Here is a 24507-nt window from a genome sequence, read left to right as displayed (position 1 = left end):
AAATAGCGTAGTTTTTAAGATTGTCTCAACCGTTATTGGCTATGCACCAATATTAAGATTTAATCTGCTCAGCCTCATTAGGGCTTAAATCCGGCCAGATATCTTCACTAACCTGCTCCTGCAATTCAGGAAACTTACTGCGATCAAACTCAGGTACCTTACCGGCTTTAATTTGATCCCGGTAATCATTGATAACCCGAATCGCTAAACCGGACAACAGCACTAAGGCAATAATATTCACTGTTGCCATAAGCCCCATAGATACGTCGGCCAGATTCCATACCAAATCAATCTTGGCAACGGCGCCAAACATCACCATGCCCAATACACATACGCGGAACAGCGGCAAAACTTTACGGCTGTTACCAGACAAAAACAGTACGTTTGTTTCAGCATACGAGTAATTAGCAATAATCGAGGTAAAGCAGAATAGCAGAATAGCAATTGCCACAAATGCACCGCCCCAAGTACCAACATGTCCAGTCATAGCACTGATCGTCATCTTGATACCATCACTGCCAGATGTCACATCACCAGACAGTAAAATGATCGCCGCAGTGGCCGTACAGATAACAATAGTGTCAGAAAACACGCCGATCATCTGAACAAAACCCTGAGATGCGGGGTGATTCGGATTTGGGGAAGCACTGGCAGCAACGTTGGCAGCAGAGCCCATACCAGCTTCGTTTGAAAATAGGCCTCGAGCAATACCTGACTGCATCGCCTGCGCCACAGTATAAGCCACACCACCGGCAGCCACTTCCTGCCAGCCAAATGCACTTTTAATAATCAGCATTAAGATGCCTGGCAGCTGCTCAATATTTGACGCAACAATCACAAATGCAATCAAAATATAAGCTACAGCCATAATCGGAACGACGATTTCGGAGACTTTAGCGACTTTGCGTAAACCGCCGACAATGACAAATGCCGAAGTAATGACAAGGAAAATGCCCATATACAGTGGACTAACACTGAAGACAACGTCCATAGCACCTGTGATAGTGTTCGCTTGTACTGCGTTAAAGACCAATCCAAATGCGATGATCAGGAATACTGAAAACAACATTCCCATCCAACGCTGCCCTAACCCTTTTTCCATGTAATAAGCAGGACCACCACGGAACTGATTATCATGATCGCGCGTTTTGTACACTTGGGCTAAGGTAGATTCAACCATCGCAGTCGCCATACCTAACATGGCGATTAGCCACATCCAAAACACCGCACCAGGGCCACCAGCACCAATCGCCACGGCCACACCAGCCATATTACCCGCACCCACTCGAGCCGCCATACTGGTACAGAAAACCTGGAAAGAGGACAAGCCACTCTCACATCCCTGACGACTCATGGTCATCACTTTGATGGAATGCTTAAAATAGGTTAACTGGATGAACGCCAATCTGATGGTGAAGTACAGTCCGGCCCCAACTAGGCCATAAACCAGTAACTTACCCCATAGCAATGCGTTCAGGAAATTAACTGTTGTCTCTAACATATCGTTTTACTTCTTCCCGTCACAAACCTTTAGCGAATCATTACTGACCTGATAAAAGTTTGAAATGAATGAAATCCTTCCTGTTAAAAAAGCGTGAATGGCGGCGTTTTCTTTTCGAATTTATCCTGCCGTACCAATAACTGTGGTAAGGGTGCCGCATTCGGTAGAGCAAAATAGCACATGGATTTTAAAAATCCGCGTGATCCATCTCGCAATTAACCATTTAACAGACATAAAAGTTACACAAAAAAACACCATAGGGTGCATTTTTTCAAAAATCACACGTTATAAATACATGAATTTAGTAACAGTTGACTAGCAGTTCAGGTAAAACTTAATGACCTTGCGCGCCAAAATACAACAATCACCTCAATATTTCAGCAAATACGCAATCAGGATAGCCTTTACCTCGCTTAATCGTAGATATTTCATGAACAACCCATGAAATCATGGCATTAGCTGCAAATTCTTCCAGCATTATGCGATAGAGCTGCAGATTATATCACAGAATAGCGATATAACTTAATGGTCTTATATCCGTGGTCCGAATTATGGTCAGAAATCAGCGCAATTCAACTCAGACACTCCCGCATGATATGAGCAGCATTTCCTGGCCACTAGATTAGAGCTAACCACATCAGAAATAACTGTTTTTACTGTGCGACATCCACCATGATTTAGTAAGTTTTTTACCAAAAAAAAAGCAAATTCAGCATAACGAGTAAAAGCCGATTAAATTAACAAAATTATCCTGCCCATTTCCCATTGCAAAGTTTACACTGTACGCCTCGGAGTAATAAGCCTTTAGCGGCTTAACCAGATGACCACACTGAATATCTTGCCATGCTTGAGTCATCAACTCTTTGTTGTTTACTTTCAGTTGTGGTTGAAAAGTAAGACAGGAATCGCCTGACCACGGGTCAGCTTTTCTTTGAAATCATGCAGTAACAGAGAAGGATATTTTTCCATGGCCAATACCTTAGAGCAACTGAAATCCCTGACGACTATTGTTGCGGATACCGGTGATATTGAAGCAATCAAACGCTATGCGCCGGAAGATGCTACGACCAACCCGTCTCTGGTGTTAAAAGCCGCCCAAATTCCCGAATATACAGGCTTAATTGATGATGCAATTAACTGGGCAAAATCTCAAAGCCAAGATCTGGCTCAGCAAATTGAAGATGCGGGGGACAAATTAGCCGTCAATATCGGTGTTGAAATTCTGAAAACTATTCCTGGCCGCATTTCTACCGAAGTCGATGCCCGTCTATCATTCGATCAGCAAGGTTCCATTGCCAAGGCCCATAAACTGGTACGTCTGTATCAAGAAGCTGGTATTGATAAATCACGTATTCTGATCAAACTGGCATCAACTTGGGAAGGTATCTGCGCGGCTCGAGAACTGGAACTAGAAGGTATCAACTGTAACCTGACCCTGCTGTTCAGCTTCGCCCAAGCCAGAGCCTGTGCAGAGGCCGGTGTTTACCTGATCTCACCTTTCGTTGGTCGTATCTTAGACTGGTATAAAAAAGACACAGGTACCGATTACACTGCGGAGCAAGATCCAGGTGTAATTTCAGTTACCGAAATCTATAACTACTACAAACAGCATGGTTATAAAACTGTTGTTATGGGAGCCAGCTTCCGTAATACCGGCGAAATCTTGGAACTGGCCGGCTGCGATCGCTTAACCATTGGCCCATCTTTGTTGGAAGAATTAGCCAATAGCACCACAGCAGTAACGGCAAAACTGGTCAATAACCACACTGTGACTGCACCAGGCGCCATGATGAGCGAAGCTGAATTCCGTTGGGAACTGAACCAAGATGCAATGGCCGTTGAAAAATTGGCCGAAGGTATTCGCAACTTTGCAATTGATCAGGGCAAACTTGAAGCTATGCTGCAAACTCGTCTGCAGAAGTAATTGCTGAAGGAGAGCAAATATGCCGTTACTGACGCAAACCAAAGCTTGGCAAGCTTTGGCTGAACACAGCCAACAGGTTGCGCATATGCGTGAACTGTTTGCACAACATCCGGGCCGTTTTGATGACATGTCACTGCAGGCCGCAGGGTTATTTCTTGATTATTCTAAAAACCGAGTAGATGACAAAACTTGGTCTCTATTGCTACAACTGGCTGAAGAAACCGGTTTAAGCAATAAAGTAAAGGCCATGTTCCAAGGTGAGATTATCAACACTACGGAACACAGAGCGGTATTGCATACCGCTCTGCGAGCCGAAGCTAGCGCAGACATTCGTGTCGATGGCGTTAATGTGGTACCTGAAGTACAACAAACTTTGGCAAAAATGGCAGAATTTGTTGGTGCATTACGAGAAGGGCGCTGGCAGGGATATACCGGTAAAACCATTACAGATGTTGTCAGTATCGGTATCGGCGGCTCTTTTTTAGGGCCCAAAATTGTCTCCGAAGCATTAAAGCCATACTGGACAGAGCATCTGCGCTGCCATTATGTGGCTAATGTTGATGGCACAGCCATTAGCGAAAAACTGGCTAAATTGGATCATGAAACAACTCTGTTTATCATGTCATCCAAATCATTCGGTACCCAAGAAACCCTGACTAATACTCTCAGTGCCAAAGATTGGTTTATCCGTGCCGGTGGCAGTCAGCAAGACATCGCCAAACATTTTGTGGCTGTAACATCTAATGTGGTTAAAGCAACAGAATTTGGTATTGATGCCGCTAATATTTTCCCAATGTGGGACTGGGTTGGTGGTCGCTATTCGCTGTGGTCTGCCATTGGGTTACCTATTGCAGTGATGATTGGCATGGATAATTTCCGCGCCTTGTTGCAAGGTGCCAGAAACATGGATAACCACTTTGCCTCTGCTCCACTCAATGCCAATATGCCTGTTATTATGGGGCTGCTGTCAGTACTGTACAGCAACTTCCATCAGGCTCAGTCCCATGTGGTACTGACTTACGATCACTACTTGCGTGGTCTACCAGCCTATTTCCAGCAATTGGATATGGAAAGTAATGGTAAACATGTCACCTTGGCTGGTGAGGATGTGGATTACGCCACTGGACCTGTCATATGGGGTGGAGAGGGCACTAATGGTCAGCATGCCTATCATCAGTTGATCCACCAAGGAACGGCACTGATCCCAGCAGATTTTATTCTGCCGCTGCAAAGCCATAATCCTCTGGGTGAGCATCATGCCCAACTGGCTTCCAACTGTTTTGGTCAAACTCAAGCCCTCATGCAAGGTCGAACCTTGTCTGAAGCCCTGGCAGAATTATCCTCATCGACCTTGGATGCCAAAGATAAGGAGCTGATTGCCAAACATAAAGTTATGACTGGCAATAAACCGAGTAATACCATTTTGATGGATAAGCTCACCCCGGCAACTTTAGGGGCACTGATTGCACTGTATGAACACCGCACCTTTGTTCAAGGTGCAATTTGGGATATCAACTCCTTTGATCAGTGGGGCGTTGAGCTGGGTAAGACACTAGGTAATGATGTATTAGCTCGCTTGGCTGCACCGCAGGATGCCACTGAACTTGATGCCTCCAGCAATGGGCTGATTAATCTGTTCCGCAAAGGTAATATCTAGACGACTCCTCGAAAAAAGCCGGCATTGCCGGCTTTTTTATTACCATTTTAATGGCGCTTGCATAAAAATTTATTTTAAATAACTTCCCCCCGCTGGCCATCAACGCCCAAGAAACACGATATTCCTCTGACATTCCTATACAGCTCAGCATAAGATTTTGTGCTCAAAACCTTAAAATTTAACTTTTATGAAACATTTTTATTGCATCATTTTTGTGGATTATGGTATCAACAATGCTGACAAGACATAAAACACACAGGAGGTCGCCATGGATCGATTGGATTATGGTAGTGCACTGGATTCGGTCGTCGAAAAACCTTCCCGCAGCAGAAGCTCAGGGAAAAAACGCAAATGGCGTGAAATTGAAGCTCTCAACGATAAAAAGCGGCTACTTAAAGAGCTGCAGGATATTGATGGCAGTTTAGATTACGATATCGACAGTATTTTATAACCTCCATAACGCTAGTTGCCACGTGTAATCGTTATTAACTTTGGCTGCAGACAGACATACCCCCATCATCCGATGGTCCGCTATGTCAAACCAGCTTAGGTTGAGAAATAACACTAGGTGATAGGCAAATAATAAAGGCCCCGTTCCATCAGGATAACGGGGCTTTTTAGTGACCGATTGATAAGCATACAGGCTAAAGCTCACACCTATTCACAGCCTAGTGCGTCACAGTATCAGCTTCACACTAACGCAATTTCGCTCATTGATTACCTCGATTCACCTCTGCCATAACCGAGTTCAACGAACGCTGCAAACGAACAAATGCATCCCCAGCTGAGTTTGCTTCTTTAAGGTGCCGCTCTACAAGCGATGAAAAATACTCTTCTTGCTCCAATGTCATATCCAACACATGAAAGCTGGTGCGGATATCTGTAGTGATATTGGTCAGCGCCGAGCTAAACCGCTTATCATTTTCTTCAATCGACCCTTTAATTCCTTCCAGCAGATTCTGAATACGATCAATAACCATCTGCAAGGTCTGCTGATGCTGAATATCAAGCACTCGCGCTTCTAGCCCTTCAACCACAACAGCAATCACATCGCGTAGCCGGCCATAGAGCACCTCATCATCAAGCGGCATATTTTTAATTAGAAATGAGACATGTTTGTCATTACAAATAGTCCGCGAACCAAAATCATACAAACGCCCACGGGTATCGAGTAAATCAAAGATATTAGACTCAATCGGGCTAATCGCCGCATTTTCCGGTACAAAATACAGAGGTTCCTGTAAACGGAATTTCAAACAAGTATTTAGATTAAGCTGCTCCATTAGATCGAAAAACGCTTTTGCTAACTCCTCATAACTGCTGCAAAGAAAACATTGGCGAAAAAACTGCATCACACTGCCATATTGGGATGACTCCGTCATCGACTGAAAAGCCATATCCCGCGACATACTTTCTGACTGCATCAACATGCGTTTTCGCGCCTGATATCCTGCTACTGCATTGGTTTTAGCCACCAACTCTTTAAGCTCAAATGGTTTCGCAATAAAGTCCACCCCACCGGCTTCATATGCCCGTAGCCTTTCATCTAAGGTATCCATCCCTGAGACAAACATCACCGAGCTATTAGTCCCATTACTAATCAACTCTTGGCAAAGGCTAATACCATCCACATCTGGCAGATTTATATCCATCAAAATCACATCTGGATGAGCATCAAATAACGCATCTTGATATTGTCTGGCATCCGGATAGACGGAGACATCATAATCATCACTCAACACCTCCCTGATCAACTGGCAATAATCACTATCATCATCGACAATCCATACACTTTGCTGGCTCATTGCGTTCCCTCTTTTTCATTAAACTGAATCCCTGTTTGCATTAGTGCTTGGGTAAAACTGGGTAAATCAAACGGCTTATTCAACACCTGGTAAGGCATCTCCTCCTGCTTACTGATGCCAATATCGTGAATAAATCCGGAAATAAGCATGACTTTTATATCCTTATTACTTGCCTGTAAAATATTGGCTAACTCATAGCCATTAATCCCCCCAGGCATAAGTACATCGGTAATGAGAATATCGGCATCACAGCCACCACTGGCATAGCGAGCACTGACTTCACGGGGATCACTATATGCTTCCACCTCAATCCCCAATATCTCGCAAAAATCGCCCAATACATCCAATAACTCTATTTCATCATCCACCACTATGGCTTTCTTTTTCTCCGCGACTTTAACCTGACGGCTCTGACGCTGCGGGTGAACCTTGGTCGTTGCAGGCTGGTCGTTTTTGGATACGGGAAACCAAAGCCGAAACTCAGTACCACAAGGCCCCGTACTGAGTACGCTCATATAACCATTGGAACGCTTAACAAAACCATAAACCATAGCTAAGCCCAAGCCAGTGCCTTTACTTTTGTCTTTGGTGGAAAAAAAAGGCTCATAGATTTTTTCCAGTAAATGGGGAGGAATGCCACTGCCATTATCAATGATGGAAATCCACACATAGAGCCCTTTTTCCATGACAGTATTACCGCCAGCGCCAGGCAATACCCCGCTCATTTGCTCCGCGCCAGTACGAATAATCAACTCCCCTTCCCCTTCCATCGCATCCCTAGCATTAATGGCAAGGTTCAACAGCGCATCCTCAAAATCTCCCCGGTCCACCCAAATTGGTGGTAACGCTGACGCCAAATCAGCAGTCAGATTAATACTACTCGTCAGAGACTTAGAGAACAGATCCTCCAGTCCGCCAATAATTTCATTCACATCACAGTTGCAAGCATTGAACTGCTCTTGACGGGAGAACTGCAACAAACGACGAGTTAAATCAGTCCCGCGTTGACAAGCTTTAAATGCGGTATCCAGGTATTTCTCCAATTTGTCATCTCGGTTTTTCAGCTGCATCAGCTCCATATTGCCTTTCAGCACACCAAGGATATTATTGAAATCATGTGCAATCCCGCCAACCAACTGACCAATAGCCTGCATTTTCTGGGTTCGAGCCATCACTAACTGCATTTTTTTCTGCTCGGTTCGATCACGCCCAACCAAAGCAAATAACCGCCCCTGCTCCTGCTGCTCTAACTCCACCATATGAATATGCAGTAGTGCCCGTTCACCATCCGCCCGGGTAACCCAAATCTCACCATCATATTCCCGGTTACCGGCAATCGCCTCGAGCAAGGCCAACTGCTCCACTCCAGCATCTGGGCTGTCGGCAAAGAGACTCTGAACTGAACGACCAAGAAGTTGACTACGGGGAAACAGCGTAATGGCAGTAGAGGCTGCATTGGCATAAATGATATTGGTGCGGGTATCTGATTCGCTGTCTCGGCTCAATACCAGAATCAGGTCTTCACTATTACTCACCACTGAGCGAAACATCTGAGTATCGTAGCCAGACAATTGAGAACTAGTATTGACCTGGCGCCACTGCTGAGTCTGAGGTAACAACATGCCCATGGTAATATCGGATAACAAAGCAGACTGCTCCATCAAAAATTCCAGCCAACCATCGGTCACATCGCGGAAAAAAATCATCATATTCTGCTCACCTGCAGGCCACACAACATACGCCCCCCAGCAGTGCACCAACGGCTGTTGATGGGCAAAAGGCCACTGTCTGAGCTCTTTCCACAAAGGAATATAACGTACAGGGTCCTGACACCAGCAAGCCGCAGACTCAGGCATTTCTTCATCAGCGACTTGACCTGCCTGCACTAACACAACAGCTGAGGCACCACTTAATTCCCCTAATGTACGGCAGATAGGAAGTAATACATCTTCACCCTGAATAAATTTAGCTTGTAGTTGCCCCAATTCAGCTAATACTCGGGCAAAAGGGTCATAATCGGCCGATTGAGCTACAGCCTGAAAAGCGTTAGAGTCCATTCCATAAGTTCCGTCAATCAATGCTTCGAACTTAAGCATAGTCCAACTCAGTCACGGTGCGATGCCCAGTAGTTGCGATAGATATCAATCACCTGTCAAAGGGAGCAAGACATCTTTATATGAGTGTCAATCACACCACAATGCCACTTTATCTCGGCGCCCATGTCAGTGCTGCAGGCGGTATTGCCAATGCGCCAAAAAACGCAGCCAATATAGGTGCCACAGCTTTTGCGCTATTTACCCGCAATCAGCGCCGTTGGGAGCATGCGCCATTGCAAGCAAGTGAAATAGCGGCTTTTCAACAAGCCTGTGATCAATATGGTTTTAATGCAGCACAAATTCTGCCCCATGACAGCTATCTGATAAATCTTGGCCATCCAGAAACAACTGGGTTAGAAAAGTCGCGTCGCGCCTTTATTGCTGAAATGCAACGTTGTGAGCAACTTGGTCTGACATTGCTAAATTTCCATCCGGGTAGTCATCTGAAAAAAATCAGTATTGATGACTGTCTACAACGCATCAGTGACTCCATTAATCTGGCATTGGCTGAAACACAAGGCGTCACCGCAGTCATAGAAAATACCGCCGGACAAGGCTCAAATCTGGGACATAGCTTTGAACAATTGGCCCAAATTATTGATGGTGTGGAAGATAAAAGTCGGGTGGGCGTATGCCTAGATACCTGTCATATGTTCACAGCAGGCTATGATCTGCGTTCAGAGGCAGCCTGTCAGGCCAGTTTTCAACAGTTTGATCGCACAGTCGGGCTGCAATACCTAAAAGGTATGCATCTTAACGACAGTAAAAATCCCCTTAATAGTCGTGTCGACAGACATGACAGTATCGGTGTAGGCGAGATTGGGCATCACGGCTTCGCTTATATTGTTAGTCAACCTTGGAGCCGGGGCATCCCCCTCATACTGGAAACTATTCGCCCGGAAATTTGGCCAGAAGAAATTGCGACGCTACGCCAGTGGGCAACAACAGTTCAAGCCGTTTAATCACAGTAAACTCTGATGGGTCTGACTCAAATGCTACGTTTCATCAGACTCCATCTTAAGCCTTAAACTGCTCACTGATTAATCAGACCTAGCCAAATGGCTTATATCACCACCAAAGTCCACAACAGTGCGCCTCACTGAACCCCATGTAAACTCTGTAATATTTTCTTCAGCGCGGGGTAATCAGCAGCTAAGGGCGTTGAAAGTAGCGGTTTATCTGCAACCTGCTGCAGCGCCGGCGGCAAAGGTAAATTCAGTGCCAGCTCACGGTCTACCACATCCTTAAATTTGGCTGGATGAGCCGTCGCCAAAAAGATCCCGCGTTCATTTTTCGTCAACGACTGAGATAATGCCGCCGCGGCTATTGCACCATGGGGCTCAGACTGATATCCAACACTCAGCAATTGCTGCATCGCTTCGCGAGTTGCTGCTTCTGTCAGACTACAGGCTGACAACATTGCACCCGCATTTGAGGCTAAAAGTGTGGCGGCCCGGGGCCAGTTACTGGGATCAGCAACATCCATGGCATTTGACATCGTGGCCTGGGTCGGATGCACCTGCCAATGACCATCGGCTAAAAAGCGCGGTACCGTATCATTGCTATTGGTGGCAGCAATAAAACGTGTCACCGGTAACCCCATAACCCGGGCAAGTAAACCAGCTGTCAGGTTGCCAAAATTACCGCTTGGCACAGCAATAACGGTCTCTTGGTCCGGATGCAGAGCTCGAAGTGCAGCAACGGCCTCAAAGTAATAACAAATCTGAGCCAGCAGCCGACTAATGTTAATTGAGTTCGCCGAATTAAGTGCAATATCTTCGCGTAGCCCGTCATCATCAAAAGCCTGTTTCACCAGCGCCTGACAAGCATCAAAATCCCCGTCAACGGCCAGTGCATGGATATTTCCATCAAGGGTGGCGAACATTTTCTCTTGTAGCGCACTGATTTTCCCTTGAGGATAAAGCACCACAACCTGTACCTGTTCCAGCCCGTAAAAGGCATCAGCAACTGCAGCACCGGTATCTCCAGAGGTCGCCGTCAGAATGGTTAATGGTGCCTGAGCTTGACCATCCGCCTGTTTCCCGGCCAAATAATCAATACATCGCGCCATAAAGCGAGCACCAAAATCTTTAAATGCCAAGGTCGGGCCATGAAACAGCTCCAGAGCCCAACGCTGGGGATCAACCGCCACTAGCGGCAACGGAAAGTTAAATGCCTCAGCAACCCATGCATCAGTGATATGTCGAGGAATTTCATCCCCAAGCCACAGATGAATGATTTCCTGACTTCGCGCCACGAACGGCATTGCCAGCAACGCATGAATATCTGCGACCACCGGAATGGCACTGGGAAAAAACAACCCCCGGCCTTGGCCTAATCCCAACATTACGGCCTGAGAAAAACTAACCTGTTGTGATGGCTGTGCTAAGTTATACAACTGCATGATTTATCCTTCTTTTATTACCATCACACCACTCTGGCGCCCTGATGATCCAATTGACAGATACGGACAAAGCCGCCTTCTGACTGCAGATAATGCTTACCCAGCCAATCTGCCGCCTGCTCCGCCTGAGCTTCATCACGGCATATGGCAAAAAGTGTCGGCCCACTACCTGAGATGCCGCAAACATCAACGCCTAAAGCAGATAACGCGGCTTTAGCGCCAGTAAAACCAGGAATGGCATCAGCCCGATAAGGCTCAGCCAACACATCTTTCAGGCAAGTCAACGCCAGTTCTTCATCCCCACGGTAACAAGCATGAATAAACCCTGCCAGATAACGACCAAACTCAATACAGGTCGTCCGATCATAACCTTGCGGCAATAATGCCCGCATCTTGGCCGTGGAGAGTGATAGTCCGGAATAAGCCACGACCCAGTACCAATGTTTAAATAAAGGTAACGGCTCGCATAACCGCTGTGGCTGAGCATGATGGGAAGCTTGAGGTAGCATTAACTGCATGCCACCAAGAAAACAAGGCGCCACATTATCGTAATGGACAGCGCCACTGATCTGACCCTCAAACCGCCCCATCAAGTGTAACAATGCCTGTGGCGCTAAGGGTTCACCAAACAATTGATTCATTGCCGATAATGCTGCAACCACAGAGCTGGCGCTAGAGCCAAGCCCACTGCCGACCGGTAATTGTTTATCCAGATGTAGCCGTACGCCAGCCTGAATTCCTTGTTGCTGCAGGAAAAAAGCAGCACATTGCCAAACAATATTGTCTTCCACAGCACTTGGTAGTCGCTCAGCATAGGGGCCGCTGACCGTCAAATGTAGTCCGGTAGCACAACGCTCAGCTCGCACTTTATCGCCCAATAACTCGCCATTAAGCGGCGCTAAAGCCGCCCCCAGCAAATCAAATCCAACACTGATATTGCCCATGGATGCTGGGGCATAAACTTCTACACTCACAGACTCACCTCCCGCTCCCAATTTAATGTCCGCAGTACATCTGCAAAAGTCCCCGCAGCGGTTACCGCCGTCCCTGCGCCATACCCGCGCAGCACAAATGGTACGGGCTGATAATAACGGCTATAAAATGCCAACGCATTTTCCCCACCGCGCACAGTAAAGAGTGGATCATCTGGCCCGACAGCTGCCATAGTGACTCGCCCTCCTTGCTCATCGATTTCACCCACATAGCGTAACACCTTGCCTTCGGCCGCAGCGGCCGCCACCTTTTGTGCCATCCAATCATCCGCTTGTGCGAGCCGAGCCATAAATTCATCCACGTTTCCACCGGCATCAAACTGTGGCGGCAACACGGCATCCACCTGAATATCTTCAAGTTCCAAAGCCATCCCCGCTTCACGGGCCAAGATCAGCACTTTTCTTGCCACATCCATCCCGCTGAGATCATCGCGGGGATCAGGCTCAGTAAAGCATTTCTCCCTTGCTACCGCGGTTGCTGCTGACAAGGTCATGCCCTGCTCAAGCATGCCGAAAATGTAGGATAGAGAGCCGGATAAAATGCCACTGAAACGCTGTAGTCGATCACCGGATAACAGCAGCTTTTGCAGATTTTCAATCACTGGTAGCCCAGCGCCGACTGTTGTTTCATATAAAAACCGACGTCTGTGCTGCAGTGCGGTGCGCCGCAGCGCTTGGTAATAATCATAATCGCGGGTATTGGCTTTTTTATTCGGCGTGACCACATGAAGCCCGGCGGAAAAAATATCCACATACCGACCCGCCAAGTGTTCATCTGAAGTGCAATCTACCAGTACAGGGTTAAGTAATTGACGGGATTTTACAAATGCCAACAATGTGTCTAAACATACCGGCTGCTGACAGTGGCCAAGGGCATCACGCCAGTTATCCAGCTCGATACCCTCATCATCGAGTAACATGGTTTTAGAATTAGCTAAGCCACAAACGCGCAGACTAATATGCTCCTGCTGCAAAATCGCTTGTTGCTGATGGATCTGCGCCAACAGCCCGGCACCAACATTGCCACACCCCACCAGAAAAATATCCAGATAACGCTGCACATCAAAAAATTTCTGATGACAGGCACGAATTGCACGAGGTACCCGGCGTTGATGGATCACAGCGGAAATCGAGCGCTCAGACGAGCCCTGAGCCAAGGCAACAATATTCGCGCCAGCTTGGGCTAACGCTTGAAAAAAGCCTGCGGCAACCCCTTTATGGGTTTTCATACCGTCACCTATCAGAGAAACAATGGCGAGCTGATGTTGCATCTGCAGCGGCTCTAACAATTCTGAACTTAATTCCAGCTCAAATTCCTGTTGCAAAGAACGGGCAACCCGCTTGGCATTAGCCGATGCGACACAGAAACTAATGCTGTATTCCGATGAACTCTGAGTAATAAGAGACACTGATACCCCAATGCGGGCAATGGCTCCTAATACCCGACTGGCCATCCCTACCATCCCCTTCATACCAGGACCTGATACCGCGAACATGGTCTGGTTATCCAAATTAGAAATGGCTTTGACCCGATCTTCTCGCCGAACAGATGATGCTTGCGGATCAGCGGCAGCTTGACTGTCCAACATCGGTGCATGACAAATCCGCGTACCGGGTGCGGCAGGATTAAAAGTATTTTTTATCACACAGGGAATCTGGTACTGGGCAATGGGCGCAATGGTTTTTGGATGCAACACCTTAGCACCGAAATAAGACAGTTCCATGGCCTCCTGATAACTCAGACTATCGAGCAATCTGGCATCAGCCACTAAACGGGGATCGGTATTAAATACCCCATCAACATCAGTCCAAATTTCACAACGTTCAGCGGCTAAGCAAGCCGCAAGTACGGCAGCAGAATAATCAGAACCATTTCGCCCCAGACACATCACTTCAGCGGATTCATTCCCCGCGCTAAATCCTGGCATTAACCATATTTGATGATCATCTAAGGCAATATCAGCCATCGCTTGACGACTAGCAGGAATATCCACCACCGCCTCTCTGACCGAGCCTGTTGCCCGCAATACTTGCACGGGCGATAAAATCCCCACTGATAGAGAGTCAGATGCCTGCGCATCAGTGCTGTTAGCGGCGACTAACCTGCTACTGCCATCCACTGTCTGCTCCTGCAATTCCTGTTGAGACAGCAACAACTGCGCCATCAACGCGACTGACAACCCTTCTGCGGCAGTGACCACTTTGGCATAGACTTCATCAGGACATGCATTAAGCAGTGCACAACCTGTCAGCAGCGCTTGCCAGCGACTGACCTGCTGAGCAACGGCCTGATGCCATAATGCTAACCGCCCCTCACTAAGGTAACTGCTTTTTTCTGCAACATAGTCTTCAGTCGCATTTCTGCCACGACTGTCAGCGGGGCTGACAGCGTTCAAATCAGCGGTCAGCGGCTGGGCTAGCCCCATAAATAATTCGCCCAATTGCGTCAGTGGAGCGTTGACATCCTGTCCCTCACAGGCTTGCTGTAATAGATCAATCAAAATATTGGTAACACCTGCGGGCGCTGACAGCACCACAGCCACAGGTTGTTGTGCTGCTTGCTTAGCTATCAATCCTGCCACAGCGACAAAACGATCTGCATTGGCCAGTGAAGAGCCGCCAAATTTCATCACTTTCATTGAATATCTCCCTATTACGCCCCACGCCAAGTAACAAAAAGCCCGCTCCTTGGAGGGAGCGGGCTTTTTGTTAAATTCGTTTTTCAGGGTAAAATCAGCCCGCCCCCACTCTGGTAATAGTGGTGGTAGTCATGGTGGTAATCACACAAATTGACTGACGGAACATAATAAACCCTGTGGTATAAACTGTTGCCTACTACAACAAATTCACTATTCCAACAGCTAACTACTGTCAGCAATTGGAGCAGCAACTAAAAATACCTCTACAGAATCGCGTGAAACAATCAATCTTGTCAACCCGGAATATGGATAATATTTAACCTGACACTAAAAACACCGTTTTCCCACTTATTGTTGTGCGATTACATATAAACTTTCAGCAGTAAAACTCATCGGTCTGTTTTTATCCTTACCCAACAAAACATCCTATTACCAATGCCTATTTTCCCTTCCTGCGGTGCTGCACTGTTTTTTTATCGCAAGGGCGAATATATAACCGCTATCCAAGGCAAAGGTTAAAAGCTGTGCATTATTTAACAGAAGGTGAGAATGGCCATCGCCAAGGTGTGCAATACGGGGTATGATGCCGCGCAAATTCAGATTGGAGACATCAATGAAAATCTCTCAACACACTGTTCCAAGCATCCATTACCGCCTGAGCAACCAACAAGGCGAGGTGCTGGAAAGCTCTTTTGATATGCAGCCAATGGCTTACCTGCATGGTGCCAACAACCTGATCCCAGGTCTGGAAAACGCACTGGAAGGCAAATCTGCCGGCGATATCATCGATGTAACCGTTGAAGCTGAAGACGCCTATGGCCCATACCATGACGGTCTGCGTCAGGAAGTTCCCCTGAGTGCATTTGGCGATATCGAAGATATCGTTCCAGGTATGCGTTTTATTGCTGAAACTGAAATGGGTCAACGTCCAGTTCAGGTTACTGAAGTAAAAGATGACACTGTTATCGTTGACGGTAACCACCCAATGGCTGGCCAAGCCTTGGTATTCCACGTTGAAGTGGTTGACGTCCGTGAAGCAACTGAAGAAGAAATTGCTCACGGTCACCTGCATGCCCACGGTGGCTGCGGCGATCATGGCGGTTGCTGTGGCGGCGAAGGTGAAGAAGGCGGTTGCTGCGGCGAAGAAAAAGGCAGCTGCTGTGGCGGGGAAGAAAAAGGTGGCTGTGGCTGCCACTAATCCCAGCTAAGCTTGTCAGAAAAACGCGCCACTCGGCGCGTTTTTTATTACAACCAAGGCATGAGAAATGGCTTAACCCTATCTTTTTAAGTACAAAAATTATCTATGCTAGGGTCTGTTGACCTTTCATGATTAAATTTTGTTCGAGATAAAAGCGTTTTAATCGCGGCGAGTGGTTTGTCGCCTAGTTATTCTAAGCAAGAACCGCTCAACAAAGAGTAAAACGCTTTTAGCCGAACCCTTTGGGCAGCGTTTGAGGCTCCTTTCTACTGCGTTATCGGCTTATCAGGTAGCGCAACTACCTATCAAACCCTCTGCCTTGTATAAAGCATCCTCAAATCGCTGCAAAAACAAACTTAAAAGGTCAACAGCCCCTAAGAAACATAATATTTTTGCTACGCCAATAGGTGAGGTTATGATCAACCGTCCTTTATATGAAACGCTACCCTATGCTTATCTGGTGCTGAGCATCATCTGTTTACTGAGCTTACAGGCTCCTATCGCTCTGGCTTTCGCGTTACTCATTTTCATTATTGCCAGTTATATTCTGATTCTACGCTCAGCTAATCGACGAACAGATCCCTTAACGCGTCGTCGCTGTGGTCTACCAAAAGGGCTGTATGAATTCTTGCCCTATCTGTATTTTGGGATCGCTCTGTTTACTCTCAAACTCAGCCATCAAACTTGGCTACAAATAACTGCCATTGCATTATTGTGTTATGCCCTGCGTATTTGGTTAAGCCGACAGCAATTTCGTCGTCATACCCATTATTAAAGCTCGGTTACAGAATAAGTGCTGTAATGGCAGCCCGGCGCTCAGCAGACATATTCTTCAGGTAATTAGAACAGCGGGTAATGGTTGCAATACTGACCTCATACTCGCTGGCGATCTGCCGCTGACTCATCTGCCCTTCCAACAACAACTGAAACACCTTCAATCTACCGGCAACAGCACTGCGCTCATCTTCTGTCAGCAACAGTTGAAACAGGCATTCCAGTTCATCCAATTGCGGATGACTCAACACTTTATCCAAAACTAAATCCCAGCCAGCCCGCATAATCACTTATCTCACTTCGAAATTAAACTGCATTATTTTATCGGTTTCAGCGGCACACGCCAATGCAGTGTCATGGTTAAGCAAAAGATAAAGCAAGCAAATACATTTATTGACAAATAATGACTGTTATTTCACAAAACGCTACAGGTAAGATACATGCGTTCATTAATCATCCAACCACTGTGAGAATAACAATGAAAAAAATCCTGTTATCCATACTCATCGCGGCAGGGATAAGCCCTGTGGTTCAGGCTCGTGACTTTAAAGATATTGATGATGCCATTGACTATCGTCAGGCGGCTTTTAGCCTGATTTATCATAATTTCGCCGATATGGGCGATATGATGAAAGGCAAAACACCTTTTGATGCCAATGTATTTGCTATGCGCGCCGCCAATGTTGCAGCCCTATCTAAACTGCCGTTAGAAGGTTTTATTCCTAATTCAGCCAAAGACTCTGATGCCAAGGCTAATATTTGGCAAAATCGTGGAGAATTTGACAATAAAATGAAACAATTCCAACTTGATAGCGCTGAACTTGCCCAAGTTGCAACTCAAGGCAATAAAAAAGCAATCAAAAAAGCCTTTGGCACTACCGCTAAAAACTGTAAAAGTTGCCATAACCAATTTAAAAAAGACTGATTATCACAGTTAGGTCATTCAACAGGCAATCCCAATACAAACAGGGATTGCCTGATGCTGTGTTATCGCACACACTCAATCAATATCGGTCAAACTCGACGTCATTCAATTATTTTCACCGCTTAAACTAACTGAAGTATCAAAGGCCAAATTAAGTAATAGCCAAGACCCACAGCAATTAAGCCAAATAATAAAGCAGCCTGCCAAAGTGATTTAAAAAATAGCTGTCTTGCACAACCATCTCGACGGTAACCTGTTACCATCGCAGGCAGTAATTTATCGCCTTTACCTACATGTACCAATACAGCTAACACATGCACGCTGGCTAAGAATAAAATCAGATTGAAATTATTTTTGTGCAACCAAGTTAATATTGCTGACGTATCGGAACTCACCCAGGCATATAACGGCCCTTCGGTAAAAATATCGTCTGTGGCAAATAAACCGGTCGTAAACTGCGTAGTCATAACCAACAGCAACACTATCACCATATAGCCACCCAATGGATTATGCCCATGATGCGGTATAATCCCCTGACGGGGTAATGTTTTAGTGTATCGCCACACATTAGCAGGACTGACAACAAAATCAGTAAATCGCGCGGTTTGGCTGCCCCAAACGCCCCAAATAATACGAAACAATAATAAACCGGCCAACACATAAGCCGATATCATGTGCCATTCCATTTCGCCCTGCTCAGCACTCCACCAAAGTAATGCCAATAGCACAACCATTAGCCAGTGAAATATGCGAGTCGGGATATCCCACACCTTAACGTTACGGCCCATAAATCATCCTTATTTAATGAGTCTACAACAGATAACAGGCAAATTATTACTGCGAATTTTAATGGATGGGGAGCGAGAAAATAATCGAATTTACATGAATTGACACTAAAGCTGCGACAGCTCATCCCATCAAATATGACGTTGCCTTCACACAATAACAAGCAAAAAACAACCTTTTGAGCAAAATTATGCCAAGTGCCCAAATTATCTTCACACAGTGTAACATTGGCAAATTATTGCGATCTAAATCACGACTTACTGAGCAATTCTTGTTAGTCTGAATTCAGGGAAACAACAGAAGGTCCTCTATATGCTAAAGATCACCAGTAAGCACCTTGAAGTTACCGCACCCATTCGCGAACGTGTTGAAAGCCGTCTGGCAAAACTCGAACGCTATGATATACATCTGATTAATCCCCACGTCATTATCAGCGAAGAAAAACCTCTGTTCAAAATTGAAGCCAGTGTCAAAGTGCCTCAGGGGGAATTATTTGCTCAAGCCAAACACGAAAACCTGTATAACGCCATCAATGCCATGGGGCAGAAACTGGAAAAGCAATTAAACCGCTTAGCCCATAAAGATGAAGCTAAACGTTTTGCAGATAAACCAGAGCATCCTGAAACTGACTCAGAAGAGATTGAGCAACAGGAAAGCCTGGCATAATACCAGTGTGTTATCTCGGGGTAATAAAGCACGCATTATGCGTGCTTTATGGTTTTAACTTTAAGAATAAGCACCAGCAGTCATCCCCGAATTTTCATTGACACTACCAGTCTCACCCCTTACCTTTTGAGGCTATGAATAAAGATCACATGCTTTCATTTACTTTCTTTTTTAGCCTCTGCGTTGATTGAGGCGGTTTAGGCTTATCCTGAAGAAAGTAAAACCAGCCTCCACTTAAGGAGGCTTTTTTATGATATTCCCGAGGTTACTATGGAAAAACCACCGGCGTTAAGCCAGCTCCGCACCGCCATCAGCCAAGTAGATAAAGATATGCTGGCACTGCTGGCCAAGCGCCGGACGCTGGCATTGGATGTCGCCCGCAGCAAAGCGATTGATATCCGCCCTATCCGAGATACCGAGCGGGAAAAAGAGCTTTTAGCGAGACTGGTGAGCCAGGGGCGAGAACAAGGGTTAGATGCCCATTTTGTGCTTAGCCTGTATCAGACCATTATTGAAGATTCGGTATTAAATCAGCAGGCATTTTTACAGCAACAGGCCAATCCTGATACGGACAAACAGCAATACTGTATCGCCTACCTTGGCGCTAAAGGCTCCTATTCTCATCTTGCTGCCAGCCGTTACTGTCAGCGGCGCCAATTTTCTATGGTGGAGCTAGGCTGTAAGAGCTTTGATGATATTATCCGCTCGGTAGAGTCTGGCCATGCTGACTTTGGTTTTTTACCGATAGAAAACACCTCATCCGGCTCGATTAATGAAGTTTATGATCTATTGCAACATACCCGGCTGGCTATTGTTGGTGAAACAACCATTGATGTTGGCCACTGCCTATTGGGCAAACCCGGAACACAACTTAGCCATATCACTAAGTTATATGCCCATCCTCAACCTATCAGCCAATGCAGCCGTTATTTAAGCCAGCAACCTGAGCTGGCATTAGCCTATTGCGCTTCCAGTGCTGCAGCGATGGAAGCCGTCATGCAAAATGAGCGTATGGATATTGCGGCCATCGGCAGTGCTCAAGGCGGTGCGTTATATGGGCTGGAGGTACTGAAAGATAATCTGGCCAATCAGCAGATTAATCAGAGTCGTTTTATTGTCGTCGCCCGTAAGGCAATCCATGTCCCTGAGCAGGTACCGGCTAAAACAACCTTGATTATGGCCACAGGCCATAAACCTGGTGCCTTAGTTGATGCGCTGCTGGTATTAAAAAAATATCAACTCAATATGACCAAACTAGAATCTCGCCCCATTGCCGGTACCCCTTGGGAAGAAATGTTCTATTTGGATATAGATGCCAATATTGATGCGGTCAATATGCGAGATGTACTCAGTGAACTGGCCAATTTAACCCGCTTTATCAAAGTATTAGGCTGTTATCCTTGTGAGACTGTTGCACCAACACAGTTAAGTCAAAAGCAATTATTAATAGAGCCGGATACCTCCAAAACCGATGGTCAAATGACAACGGCACCGGTTCAAATTCAAACTCAGCATCTCACCTTAGGTCAAGATCACCCGGTTGCCTTAGCTGAATTGCATCAGCTACAGCAGCATGATGCGCAACTCAATTGGTTCAAGACGCTACGAGAGCAAGGATTCCAGGGCGTAATTGTCCCTGCAGCCGATCTGAGCGCCACCTTGGCACAACAATTAACTGACAGCCAACTTGCGCCTATCGCCGCCCTTTGCTCAGTGGATTCTCTTAGCCAGCCATTGCCTGCTGAAATGCTTTATCTTACTGGCTCAGCCATGTTTGATAATGAATTGCTCAACTGTGCTGGGGCTCAAACTCTGCCAGTAATACTGGAGCGTCATCCAGATGCAAGTATTGCTGCATTAACCCAATCCCTTGATACACTTCGGCAAGCAGGCAATCAAAGTATTGTCCTATGTGAAGCAGGCGATGAAACCCGTAGCGGTAAAAAAGTGCTGGATATTATTCAACTGCAACGATTACAGACAACATTACCCTGTCCAGTCATTGTCAAAGCCCCTAAAGACAGTCCATTACTGCCAAAAGAGCTTAGCGCTAATGGGCTGATAATCCCCTGTCAGCCGCAACAACAGCATCGACAACAGATCAGCAAGCTATACCGCTGAGCCAACACCAGCTTGTTACAATGCCGTTGCAGTTTGAATGGGAAAACAAGTATCAACCTATTTCAGGACGGGATAACCGACATAAAAAAGGCGCCAATCGGCGCCTTTTTTAACGGAAATATTAAGCCATACAGATACCATCAGCCAATGCCATCCAGCCTTTGATGATTCGGTGAACAAACCAAACTACCGCAACGCCAAAGACTCCCAGCCCCATCCACCCCTGAGGTAACAACCAAGCCAGAATACTGAGAGATAAAAATACCAACATAGACCAACGTTGCCATTTAATATGGCTACGCATCACAGCGCCACTACCGTGCTGAGAGAAATTAATCACCAGTGCTAGCAGCACGGGAATAAACGCTAATGCAAATGCTGACATCATGCCATACATCAAGTGTGCCGGACTGACATCTTCGGGCAGCATATTTCCTGTGGAACTCAAATCCATAGCTCCTCCGCTCATCTGTTTCTCATGGAGAGAACCGCATGTTATGACAGTTATGCCCTTTATGTATTAACAATACGTTCGCTTCAGCCAGAGTGCAATATCCCAATGCGATACCAAGGTTAAAAACTGAAATAGACCGCAAATCAAAAACTAATAATGTCCGCTCCTCAAGCCGATGATTTCATATCATTGACCGACTGCAACATGGTTCGGCTCTCTTCCCTAAACTGAGGAGCAAAACTGCCAAACCAACTCGATACATCCTCAAACCACTGAATAAAGCCGGCTCGGTCTCCCTGCTGAAGTAGCTCTAAAGCCTGCCGATAGTTATCCAGATAACGACTAATCACATCCAAACTATCCTGCTGAGCAAAAATAATATCCGCATACAACTCTGGACTCTGGGCAAATAAACGCCCTACCATGGCGAGCTCTAAACGGTAAATTGGCGAGCTAAATGTCAGCAAATGAGATAAATCAGCTTGCTCCCGACAAAGATTAAGCCCATAAACAAAGGTCGAAAAATGTCGCATGGCTTGGACCAATTGCATCGCATTATCATGACGGTCAGCCGCAGCATCCACTAAGCTTGCACCCCATATCACCATCTGATCCAACAGCCACTGATATTGCGCAGGTTCCCGGCCATGGCACACCACTACCACCTGTTTCGCAAAACTGCCAACATCTGGGCCAAACATAGGATGTAACCCTACGACAGGGCCTTGATGGGCTGCCAACATGGCTGCCAATGGCTCGGCTTTCACAGAGGTAAGATCCGCTAAAATACAATCTGCTGGCAAATTCCCCAAACGGGTCCGGATAAGATCGCAAGTAATACTGATAGGGACACTGATCAACACCAAACCAGCCCCCGCCAACAAGGCGTCAGCATTATGCCAATCATCTTTATCCAGTAGACGAACCTGATACCCGGACAATAACAGCATCTGAGCAAATAATTGCCCTAAGGCTCCCTGCCCACCAATAATCACCACCGGCCCCAAAGCTGGATTTATCTGTTTAAAACCAACATCTTTTTCATTAAGGTAAGACTCACGCATCAAGCGCCGCAATATATCTTCAATCAACTGAGGGGAAATACCTAATGCTGTTGCCTCTTCCCGTCGGCGAGCCAGCATACTGGCTTCACGCTGCGGATCATAAATGGGTAACCCGGCCTGATGTTTTACCGCGCCAACCCGAGCGACTAAATCCAGCCGTTCACGGATAAGCCCTAGTAGTGCTTGATCGACTTTATCGATACTGCCGCGCAACTGCGTCAGCTCTTGCGAATATTTTTCTGTCATAAAGGCACCGTGAAATCAGCTATTTGCAGCTTTCAGCATAGCAAAGCGACCAGGTAAAACTGAAGCCAATTGTGCCGCTCCATCGCGCAGCAACTGTTCAGTATCGACCCAATTGATACAAGCATCAGTCACAGATACACCATAGGCTAAAGAAGCTAATGGTTTATCCGTCCCTTGCTGTCCTTCATTGAGGTGACTTTCCAACATCAGTCCGATAACTGAGCAATTCCCAGCAGCAATCTGCGCCATCATCTCCCGAAATACGGGCAACTGACGCCGATGATCTTTTGCCGAATTACCATGACTACAATCCACCACTAATCTGGCATTCAAGCCAGCATCGTGTAATTGTTGCTCCGCACTAGCAATACTTTGGGCATCATAATTAGGCTCTATCCCACCACGCAAAATGACATGGCCATCCGGATTTCCCTTCGTTTGCAATAATGCCACTTGCCCCTGAGTATTGATGCCCATAAAACTGTGGCCACTGGCAGCCGCCTGCAATGCATTGATCGCCACTGCTAATTTACCATCCGTTCCATTTTTAAACCCTACCGGCATCGACAGGCCCGAAGCCATCTCCCTATGCGTCTGAGACTCAGTCGTGCGTGCACCAATTGCAGCCCAGCTAACTAACTCTGATAAATATTGAGGGCTGATAGGATCTAATGCTTCAGTCGCCACCGGCAACTCCAGCTCAGCCAGATACAGCATCAACTCACGAGCCTGTTTTAACCCTTTTTCCACATCAAACGAGCCATCCATATCTGGATCATTGATCATCCCTTTCCACCCTACGGTAGTTCTGGGCTTCTCAAAATAGACCCGCATCAAAATATAAAATGACTGGTTTAATTCATCATGCAGCTGTTTCAACTGCCGCGCATACTGCTTTGCTGCTACAAGATCATGAATAGAGCAGGGACCGGCGACCACTAACAGGCGATGGTCCCGTTTATGGACAATATCAGCAACGGTTTGGCGAGCTCGACGTACAAACGCTGTCGCCTTTGCAGACATGGGCAATGCGATCTTCAACTCATCTGGGGTAATCAGTACTTTTTCCGCGCAAATATGAAGGTTGTTTAATGTTTCTTTCGCCATAACAGTAACCTAACTAAAGATGTCTTTACGCCCGAGGCAATTCCTCGGCCGGCCCCAAACGTATAAGCAGCACCATCGCACCACTGTAACGTTACGCCATTACATTAATATTAAACCAACCCCAATATCAAACCTTTTTTCATTCATG

20 protein-coding genes and 1 other annotated feature are annotated in these 24507 nt (G+C 46.4%); of the genes, 9 read left to right on the top strand and 11 right to left on the bottom strand.

Going from position 1 to position 24507, the window contains the following annotated elements; translation table 11 throughout:
* Positions 1 to 52: 52 nt before the first annotated feature.
* Positions 53 to 1501, bottom strand: a complete 1449-nt coding sequence (locus tag NFHSH190041_RS05735; protein ID WP_261924322.1) for an alanine/glycine:cation symporter family protein — start codon at positions 1499 to 1501, stop codon at positions 53 to 55.
* A gap of 967 nt (positions 1502 to 2468) precedes the next feature.
* Between NFHSH190041_RS05735 and tal the strand changes: the two genes are divergently transcribed.
* From tal to NFHSH190041_RS05720, 3 genes are all read left to right on the top strand, one after another.
* Entirely contained in the window at positions 2469 to 3425 is a 957-nt protein-coding gene (gene tal, locus NFHSH190041_RS05730; RefSeq protein ID WP_261924321.1) for a transaldolase, read from the top strand.
* A 19-nt stretch (positions 3426 to 3444) separates the two neighbouring features.
* A complete protein-coding gene (pgi, locus tag NFHSH190041_RS05725) occupies positions 3445 to 5082 on the top strand; it encodes a glucose-6-phosphate isomerase (protein ID WP_261924320.1) in 1638 nt (545 codons plus the stop codon).
* A gap of 268 nt (positions 5083 to 5350) precedes the next feature.
* The gene (locus NFHSH190041_RS05720; RefSeq protein ID WP_261924319.1) at positions 5351 to 5533 is read left to right on the top strand and encodes a DUF3545 family protein; all 183 of its coding nucleotides are present in this window, start codon (positions 5351 to 5353) and stop codon (positions 5531 to 5533) included.
* 259 nt (positions 5534 to 5792) lie between these two features.
* Here NFHSH190041_RS05720 and NFHSH190041_RS05715 read toward each other — a convergent pair whose 3' ends face one another.
* Both NFHSH190041_RS05715 and NFHSH190041_RS05710 read right to left on the bottom strand, forming a co-directional pair.
* A complete protein-coding gene (locus tag NFHSH190041_RS05715; protein WP_261924318.1) occupies positions 5793 to 6887 on the bottom strand; it encodes a response regulator transcription factor in 1095 nt (364 codons plus the stop codon).
* Entirely contained in the window at positions 6884 to 8983 is a 2100-nt protein-coding gene (locus tag NFHSH190041_RS05710) for an ATP-binding protein (RefSeq protein ID WP_261924317.1), read from the bottom strand. Before NFHSH190041_RS05710 ends, NFHSH190041_RS05715 begins: the two co-directional genes overlap by 4 nt.
* A gap of 80 nt (positions 8984 to 9063) precedes the next feature.
* Here NFHSH190041_RS05710 and nfo point away from each other — a divergent pair, with 80 nt between their 5' ends.
* Positions 9064 to 9945, top strand: coding sequence for a deoxyribonuclease IV (gene nfo, locus NFHSH190041_RS05705; protein WP_410010853.1), 882 nt, complete (start codon positions 9064 to 9066; stop codon positions 9943 to 9945).
* Positions 9946 to 10079: 134 nt separating this feature from the next.
* Here nfo and thrC read toward each other — a convergent pair whose 3' ends face one another.
* The 3 genes from thrC to thrA are packed head-to-tail and all read right to left on the bottom strand — an operon-like array spanning position 10080 to position 15018.
* On the bottom strand, positions 10080 to 11387 hold the full coding sequence (gene thrC, locus NFHSH190041_RS05700) for a threonine synthase (RefSeq protein ID WP_261924316.1): 1308 nt from the start codon (positions 11385 to 11387) through the stop codon (positions 10080 to 10082).
* A 23-nt stretch (positions 11388 to 11410) separates the two neighbouring features.
* Positions 11411 to 12361, bottom strand: a complete 951-nt coding sequence (gene thrB, locus NFHSH190041_RS05695; RefSeq protein ID WP_261924315.1) for a homoserine kinase — start codon at positions 12359 to 12361, stop codon at positions 11411 to 11413.
* Positions 12358 to 15018: a bifunctional aspartate kinase/homoserine dehydrogenase I gene (thrA, locus tag NFHSH190041_RS05690; protein ID WP_261924314.1), complete on the bottom strand. Its 2661-nt coding sequence runs from the start codon at positions 15016 to 15018 to the stop codon at positions 12358 to 12360. Before thrA ends, thrB begins: the two co-directional genes overlap by 4 nt.
* Before the next feature lie 31 nt (positions 15019 to 15049).
* Positions 15050 to 15171, bottom strand: a sequence feature (Thr leader region).
* A 460-nt stretch (positions 15172 to 15631) separates the two neighbouring features.
* Between thrA and slyD the strand changes: the two genes are divergently transcribed.
* Together slyD and NFHSH190041_RS05675 are read left to right on the top strand one after the other, a co-directional pair.
* Positions 15632 to 16216, top strand: coding sequence for a peptidylprolyl isomerase (gene slyD / locus NFHSH190041_RS05685; RefSeq protein ID WP_261924313.1), 585 nt, complete (start codon positions 15632 to 15634; stop codon positions 16214 to 16216).
* Positions 16217 to 16631: 415 nt separating this feature from the next.
* On the top strand, positions 16632 to 16991 hold the full coding sequence (locus NFHSH190041_RS05675; RefSeq protein ID WP_261925182.1) for a hypothetical protein: 360 nt from the start codon (positions 16632 to 16634) through the stop codon (positions 16989 to 16991).
* A gap of 7 nt (positions 16992 to 16998) precedes the next feature.
* Here the strand turns inward: NFHSH190041_RS05675 and trpR are convergent, their stop codons facing one another.
* Positions 16999 to 17274, bottom strand: a complete 276-nt coding sequence (trpR, locus tag NFHSH190041_RS05670; RefSeq protein ID WP_261925054.1) for a trp operon repressor — start codon at positions 17272 to 17274, stop codon at positions 16999 to 17001.
* 119 nt (positions 17275 to 17393) lie between these two features.
* On the opposite strand from trpR, the gene NFHSH190041_RS05665 reads away from it, so the two are divergent.
* The gene (locus NFHSH190041_RS05665) at positions 17394 to 17915 is read left to right on the top strand and encodes a c-type cytochrome (RefSeq protein WP_410010852.1); all 522 of its coding nucleotides are present in this window, start codon (positions 17394 to 17396) and stop codon (positions 17913 to 17915) included.
* Between the two features lie 122 nt (positions 17916 to 18037).
* On the opposite strand, the gene NFHSH190041_RS05660 is transcribed toward NFHSH190041_RS05665, so the two are convergent.
* Positions 18038 to 18703, bottom strand: a complete 666-nt coding sequence (locus tag NFHSH190041_RS05660; RefSeq protein WP_261924312.1) for a cytochrome b/b6 domain-containing protein — start codon at positions 18701 to 18703, stop codon at positions 18038 to 18040.
* Between the two features lie 310 nt (positions 18704 to 19013).
* On the opposite strand from NFHSH190041_RS05660, the gene hpf reads away from it, so the two are divergent.
* Positions 19014 to 19367 (top strand): ribosome hibernation-promoting factor, HPF/YfiA family, encoded by a 354-nt coding sequence (gene hpf, locus NFHSH190041_RS05655; RefSeq protein ID WP_261924311.1) that lies wholly within the window; start codon positions 19014 to 19016, stop codon positions 19365 to 19367.
* A gap of 270 nt (positions 19368 to 19637) precedes the next feature.
* A complete protein-coding gene (locus tag NFHSH190041_RS05650; RefSeq protein WP_261924310.1) occupies positions 19638 to 21488 on the top strand; it encodes a chorismate mutase in 1851 nt (616 codons plus the stop codon).
* A gap of 121 nt (positions 21489 to 21609) precedes the next feature.
* Here NFHSH190041_RS05650 and NFHSH190041_RS05645 read toward each other — a convergent pair whose 3' ends face one another.
* The 3 genes from NFHSH190041_RS05645 to NFHSH190041_RS05635 all read right to left on the bottom strand — a co-directional run bounded on the left by NFHSH190041_RS05645 (position 21610) and on the right by NFHSH190041_RS05635 (position 24359).
* The gene (locus tag NFHSH190041_RS05645; protein ID WP_261924309.1) at positions 21610 to 21942 is read right to left on the bottom strand and encodes a hypothetical protein; all 333 of its coding nucleotides are present in this window, start codon (positions 21940 to 21942) and stop codon (positions 21610 to 21612) included.
* Positions 21943 to 22109: 167 nt separating this feature from the next.
* Positions 22110 to 23252 (bottom strand): bifunctional chorismate mutase/prephenate dehydrogenase, encoded by a 1143-nt coding sequence (gene tyrA / locus NFHSH190041_RS05640; protein ID WP_261924308.1) that lies wholly within the window; start codon positions 23250 to 23252, stop codon positions 22110 to 22112.
* Positions 23253 to 23267: 15 nt separating this feature from the next.
* Positions 23268 to 24359, bottom strand: a complete 1092-nt coding sequence (locus NFHSH190041_RS05635) for a 3-deoxy-7-phosphoheptulonate synthase (RefSeq protein ID WP_261924307.1) — start codon at positions 24357 to 24359, stop codon at positions 23268 to 23270.
* Positions 24360 to 24507: the final 148 nt, after the last annotated feature.

Origin of the sequence: Shewanella sp. NFH-SH190041 (assembly GCF_024363255.1) — a bacterium.
GTDB lineage: Bacteria > Pseudomonadota > Gammaproteobacteria > Enterobacterales > Shewanellaceae > Shewanella.
The sequence above is the reverse complement of the archived record's forward strand: the minus strand, read 5'-3'. Positions and strand labels throughout refer to the sequence as shown.

Excerpts from the sequence above, each read along its gene's own strand:
- NFHSH190041_RS05650 (WP_261924310.1), top strand. The coding sequence starts at position 19,638 with ATGGAAAAACCACCGGCGTTAAGCCAGCTCCGCACCGCCATCAGCCAA.
- NFHSH190041_RS05715 (WP_261924318.1), bottom strand. The coding sequence starts at position 6,887 with ATGAGCCAGCAAAGTGTATGGATTGTCGATGATGATAGTGATTATTGC.
- NFHSH190041_RS05635 (WP_261924307.1), bottom strand. The coding sequence starts at position 24,359 with ATGGCGAAAGAAACATTAAACAACCTTCATATTTGCGCGGAAAAAGTA.
- NFHSH190041_RS05665 (WP_410010852.1), top strand. The coding sequence starts at position 17,394 with ATGACTGTTATTTCACAAAACGCTACAGGTAAGATACATGCGTTCATT.
- thrC (WP_261924316.1), bottom strand. The coding sequence starts at position 11,387 with ATGCAGTTGTATAACTTAGCACAGCCATCACAACAGGTTAGTTTTTCT.
- NFHSH190041_RS05710 (WP_261924317.1), bottom strand. The coding sequence starts at position 8,983 with ATGCTTAAGTTCGAAGCATTGATTGACGGAACTTATGGAATGGACTCT.
- NFHSH190041_RS05735 (WP_261924322.1), bottom strand. The coding sequence starts at position 1,501 with ATGTTAGAGACAACAGTTAATTTCCTGAACGCATTGCTATGGGGTAAG.
- NFHSH190041_RS05660 (WP_261924312.1), bottom strand. The coding sequence starts at position 18,703 with ATGGGCCGTAACGTTAAGGTGTGGGATATCCCGACTCGCATATTTCAC.
- trpR (WP_261925054.1), bottom strand. The coding sequence starts at position 17,274 with ATGCGGGCTGGCTGGGATTTAGTTTTGGATAAAGTGTTGAGTCATCCG.
- tal (WP_261924321.1), top strand. The coding sequence starts at position 2,469 with ATGGCCAATACCTTAGAGCAACTGAAATCCCTGACGACTATTGTTGCG.
- NFHSH190041_RS05675 (WP_261925182.1), top strand. The coding sequence starts at position 16,632 with ATGATCAACCGTCCTTTATATGAAACGCTACCCTATGCTTATCTGGTG.
- hpf (WP_261924311.1), top strand. The coding sequence starts at position 19,014 with ATGCTAAAGATCACCAGTAAGCACCTTGAAGTTACCGCACCCATTCGC.
- tyrA (WP_261924308.1), bottom strand. The coding sequence starts at position 23,252 with ATGACAGAAAAATATTCGCAAGAGCTGACGCAGTTGCGCGGCAGTATC.
- NFHSH190041_RS05645 (WP_261924309.1), bottom strand. The coding sequence starts at position 21,942 with ATGGATTTGAGTTCCACAGGAAATATGCTGCCCGAAGATGTCAGTCCG.
- slyD (WP_261924313.1), top strand. The coding sequence starts at position 15,632 with ATGAAAATCTCTCAACACACTGTTCCAAGCATCCATTACCGCCTGAGC.
- thrA (WP_261924314.1), bottom strand. The coding sequence starts at position 15,018 with ATGAAAGTGATGAAATTTGGCGGCTCTTCACTGGCCAATGCAGATCGT.
- nfo (WP_410010853.1), top strand. The coding sequence starts at position 9,064 with ATGAGTGTCAATCACACCACAATGCCACTTTATCTCGGCGCCCATGTC.
- NFHSH190041_RS05720 (WP_261924319.1), top strand. The coding sequence starts at position 5,351 with ATGGATCGATTGGATTATGGTAGTGCACTGGATTCGGTCGTCGAAAAA.
- pgi (WP_261924320.1), top strand. The coding sequence starts at position 3,445 with ATGCCGTTACTGACGCAAACCAAAGCTTGGCAAGCTTTGGCTGAACAC.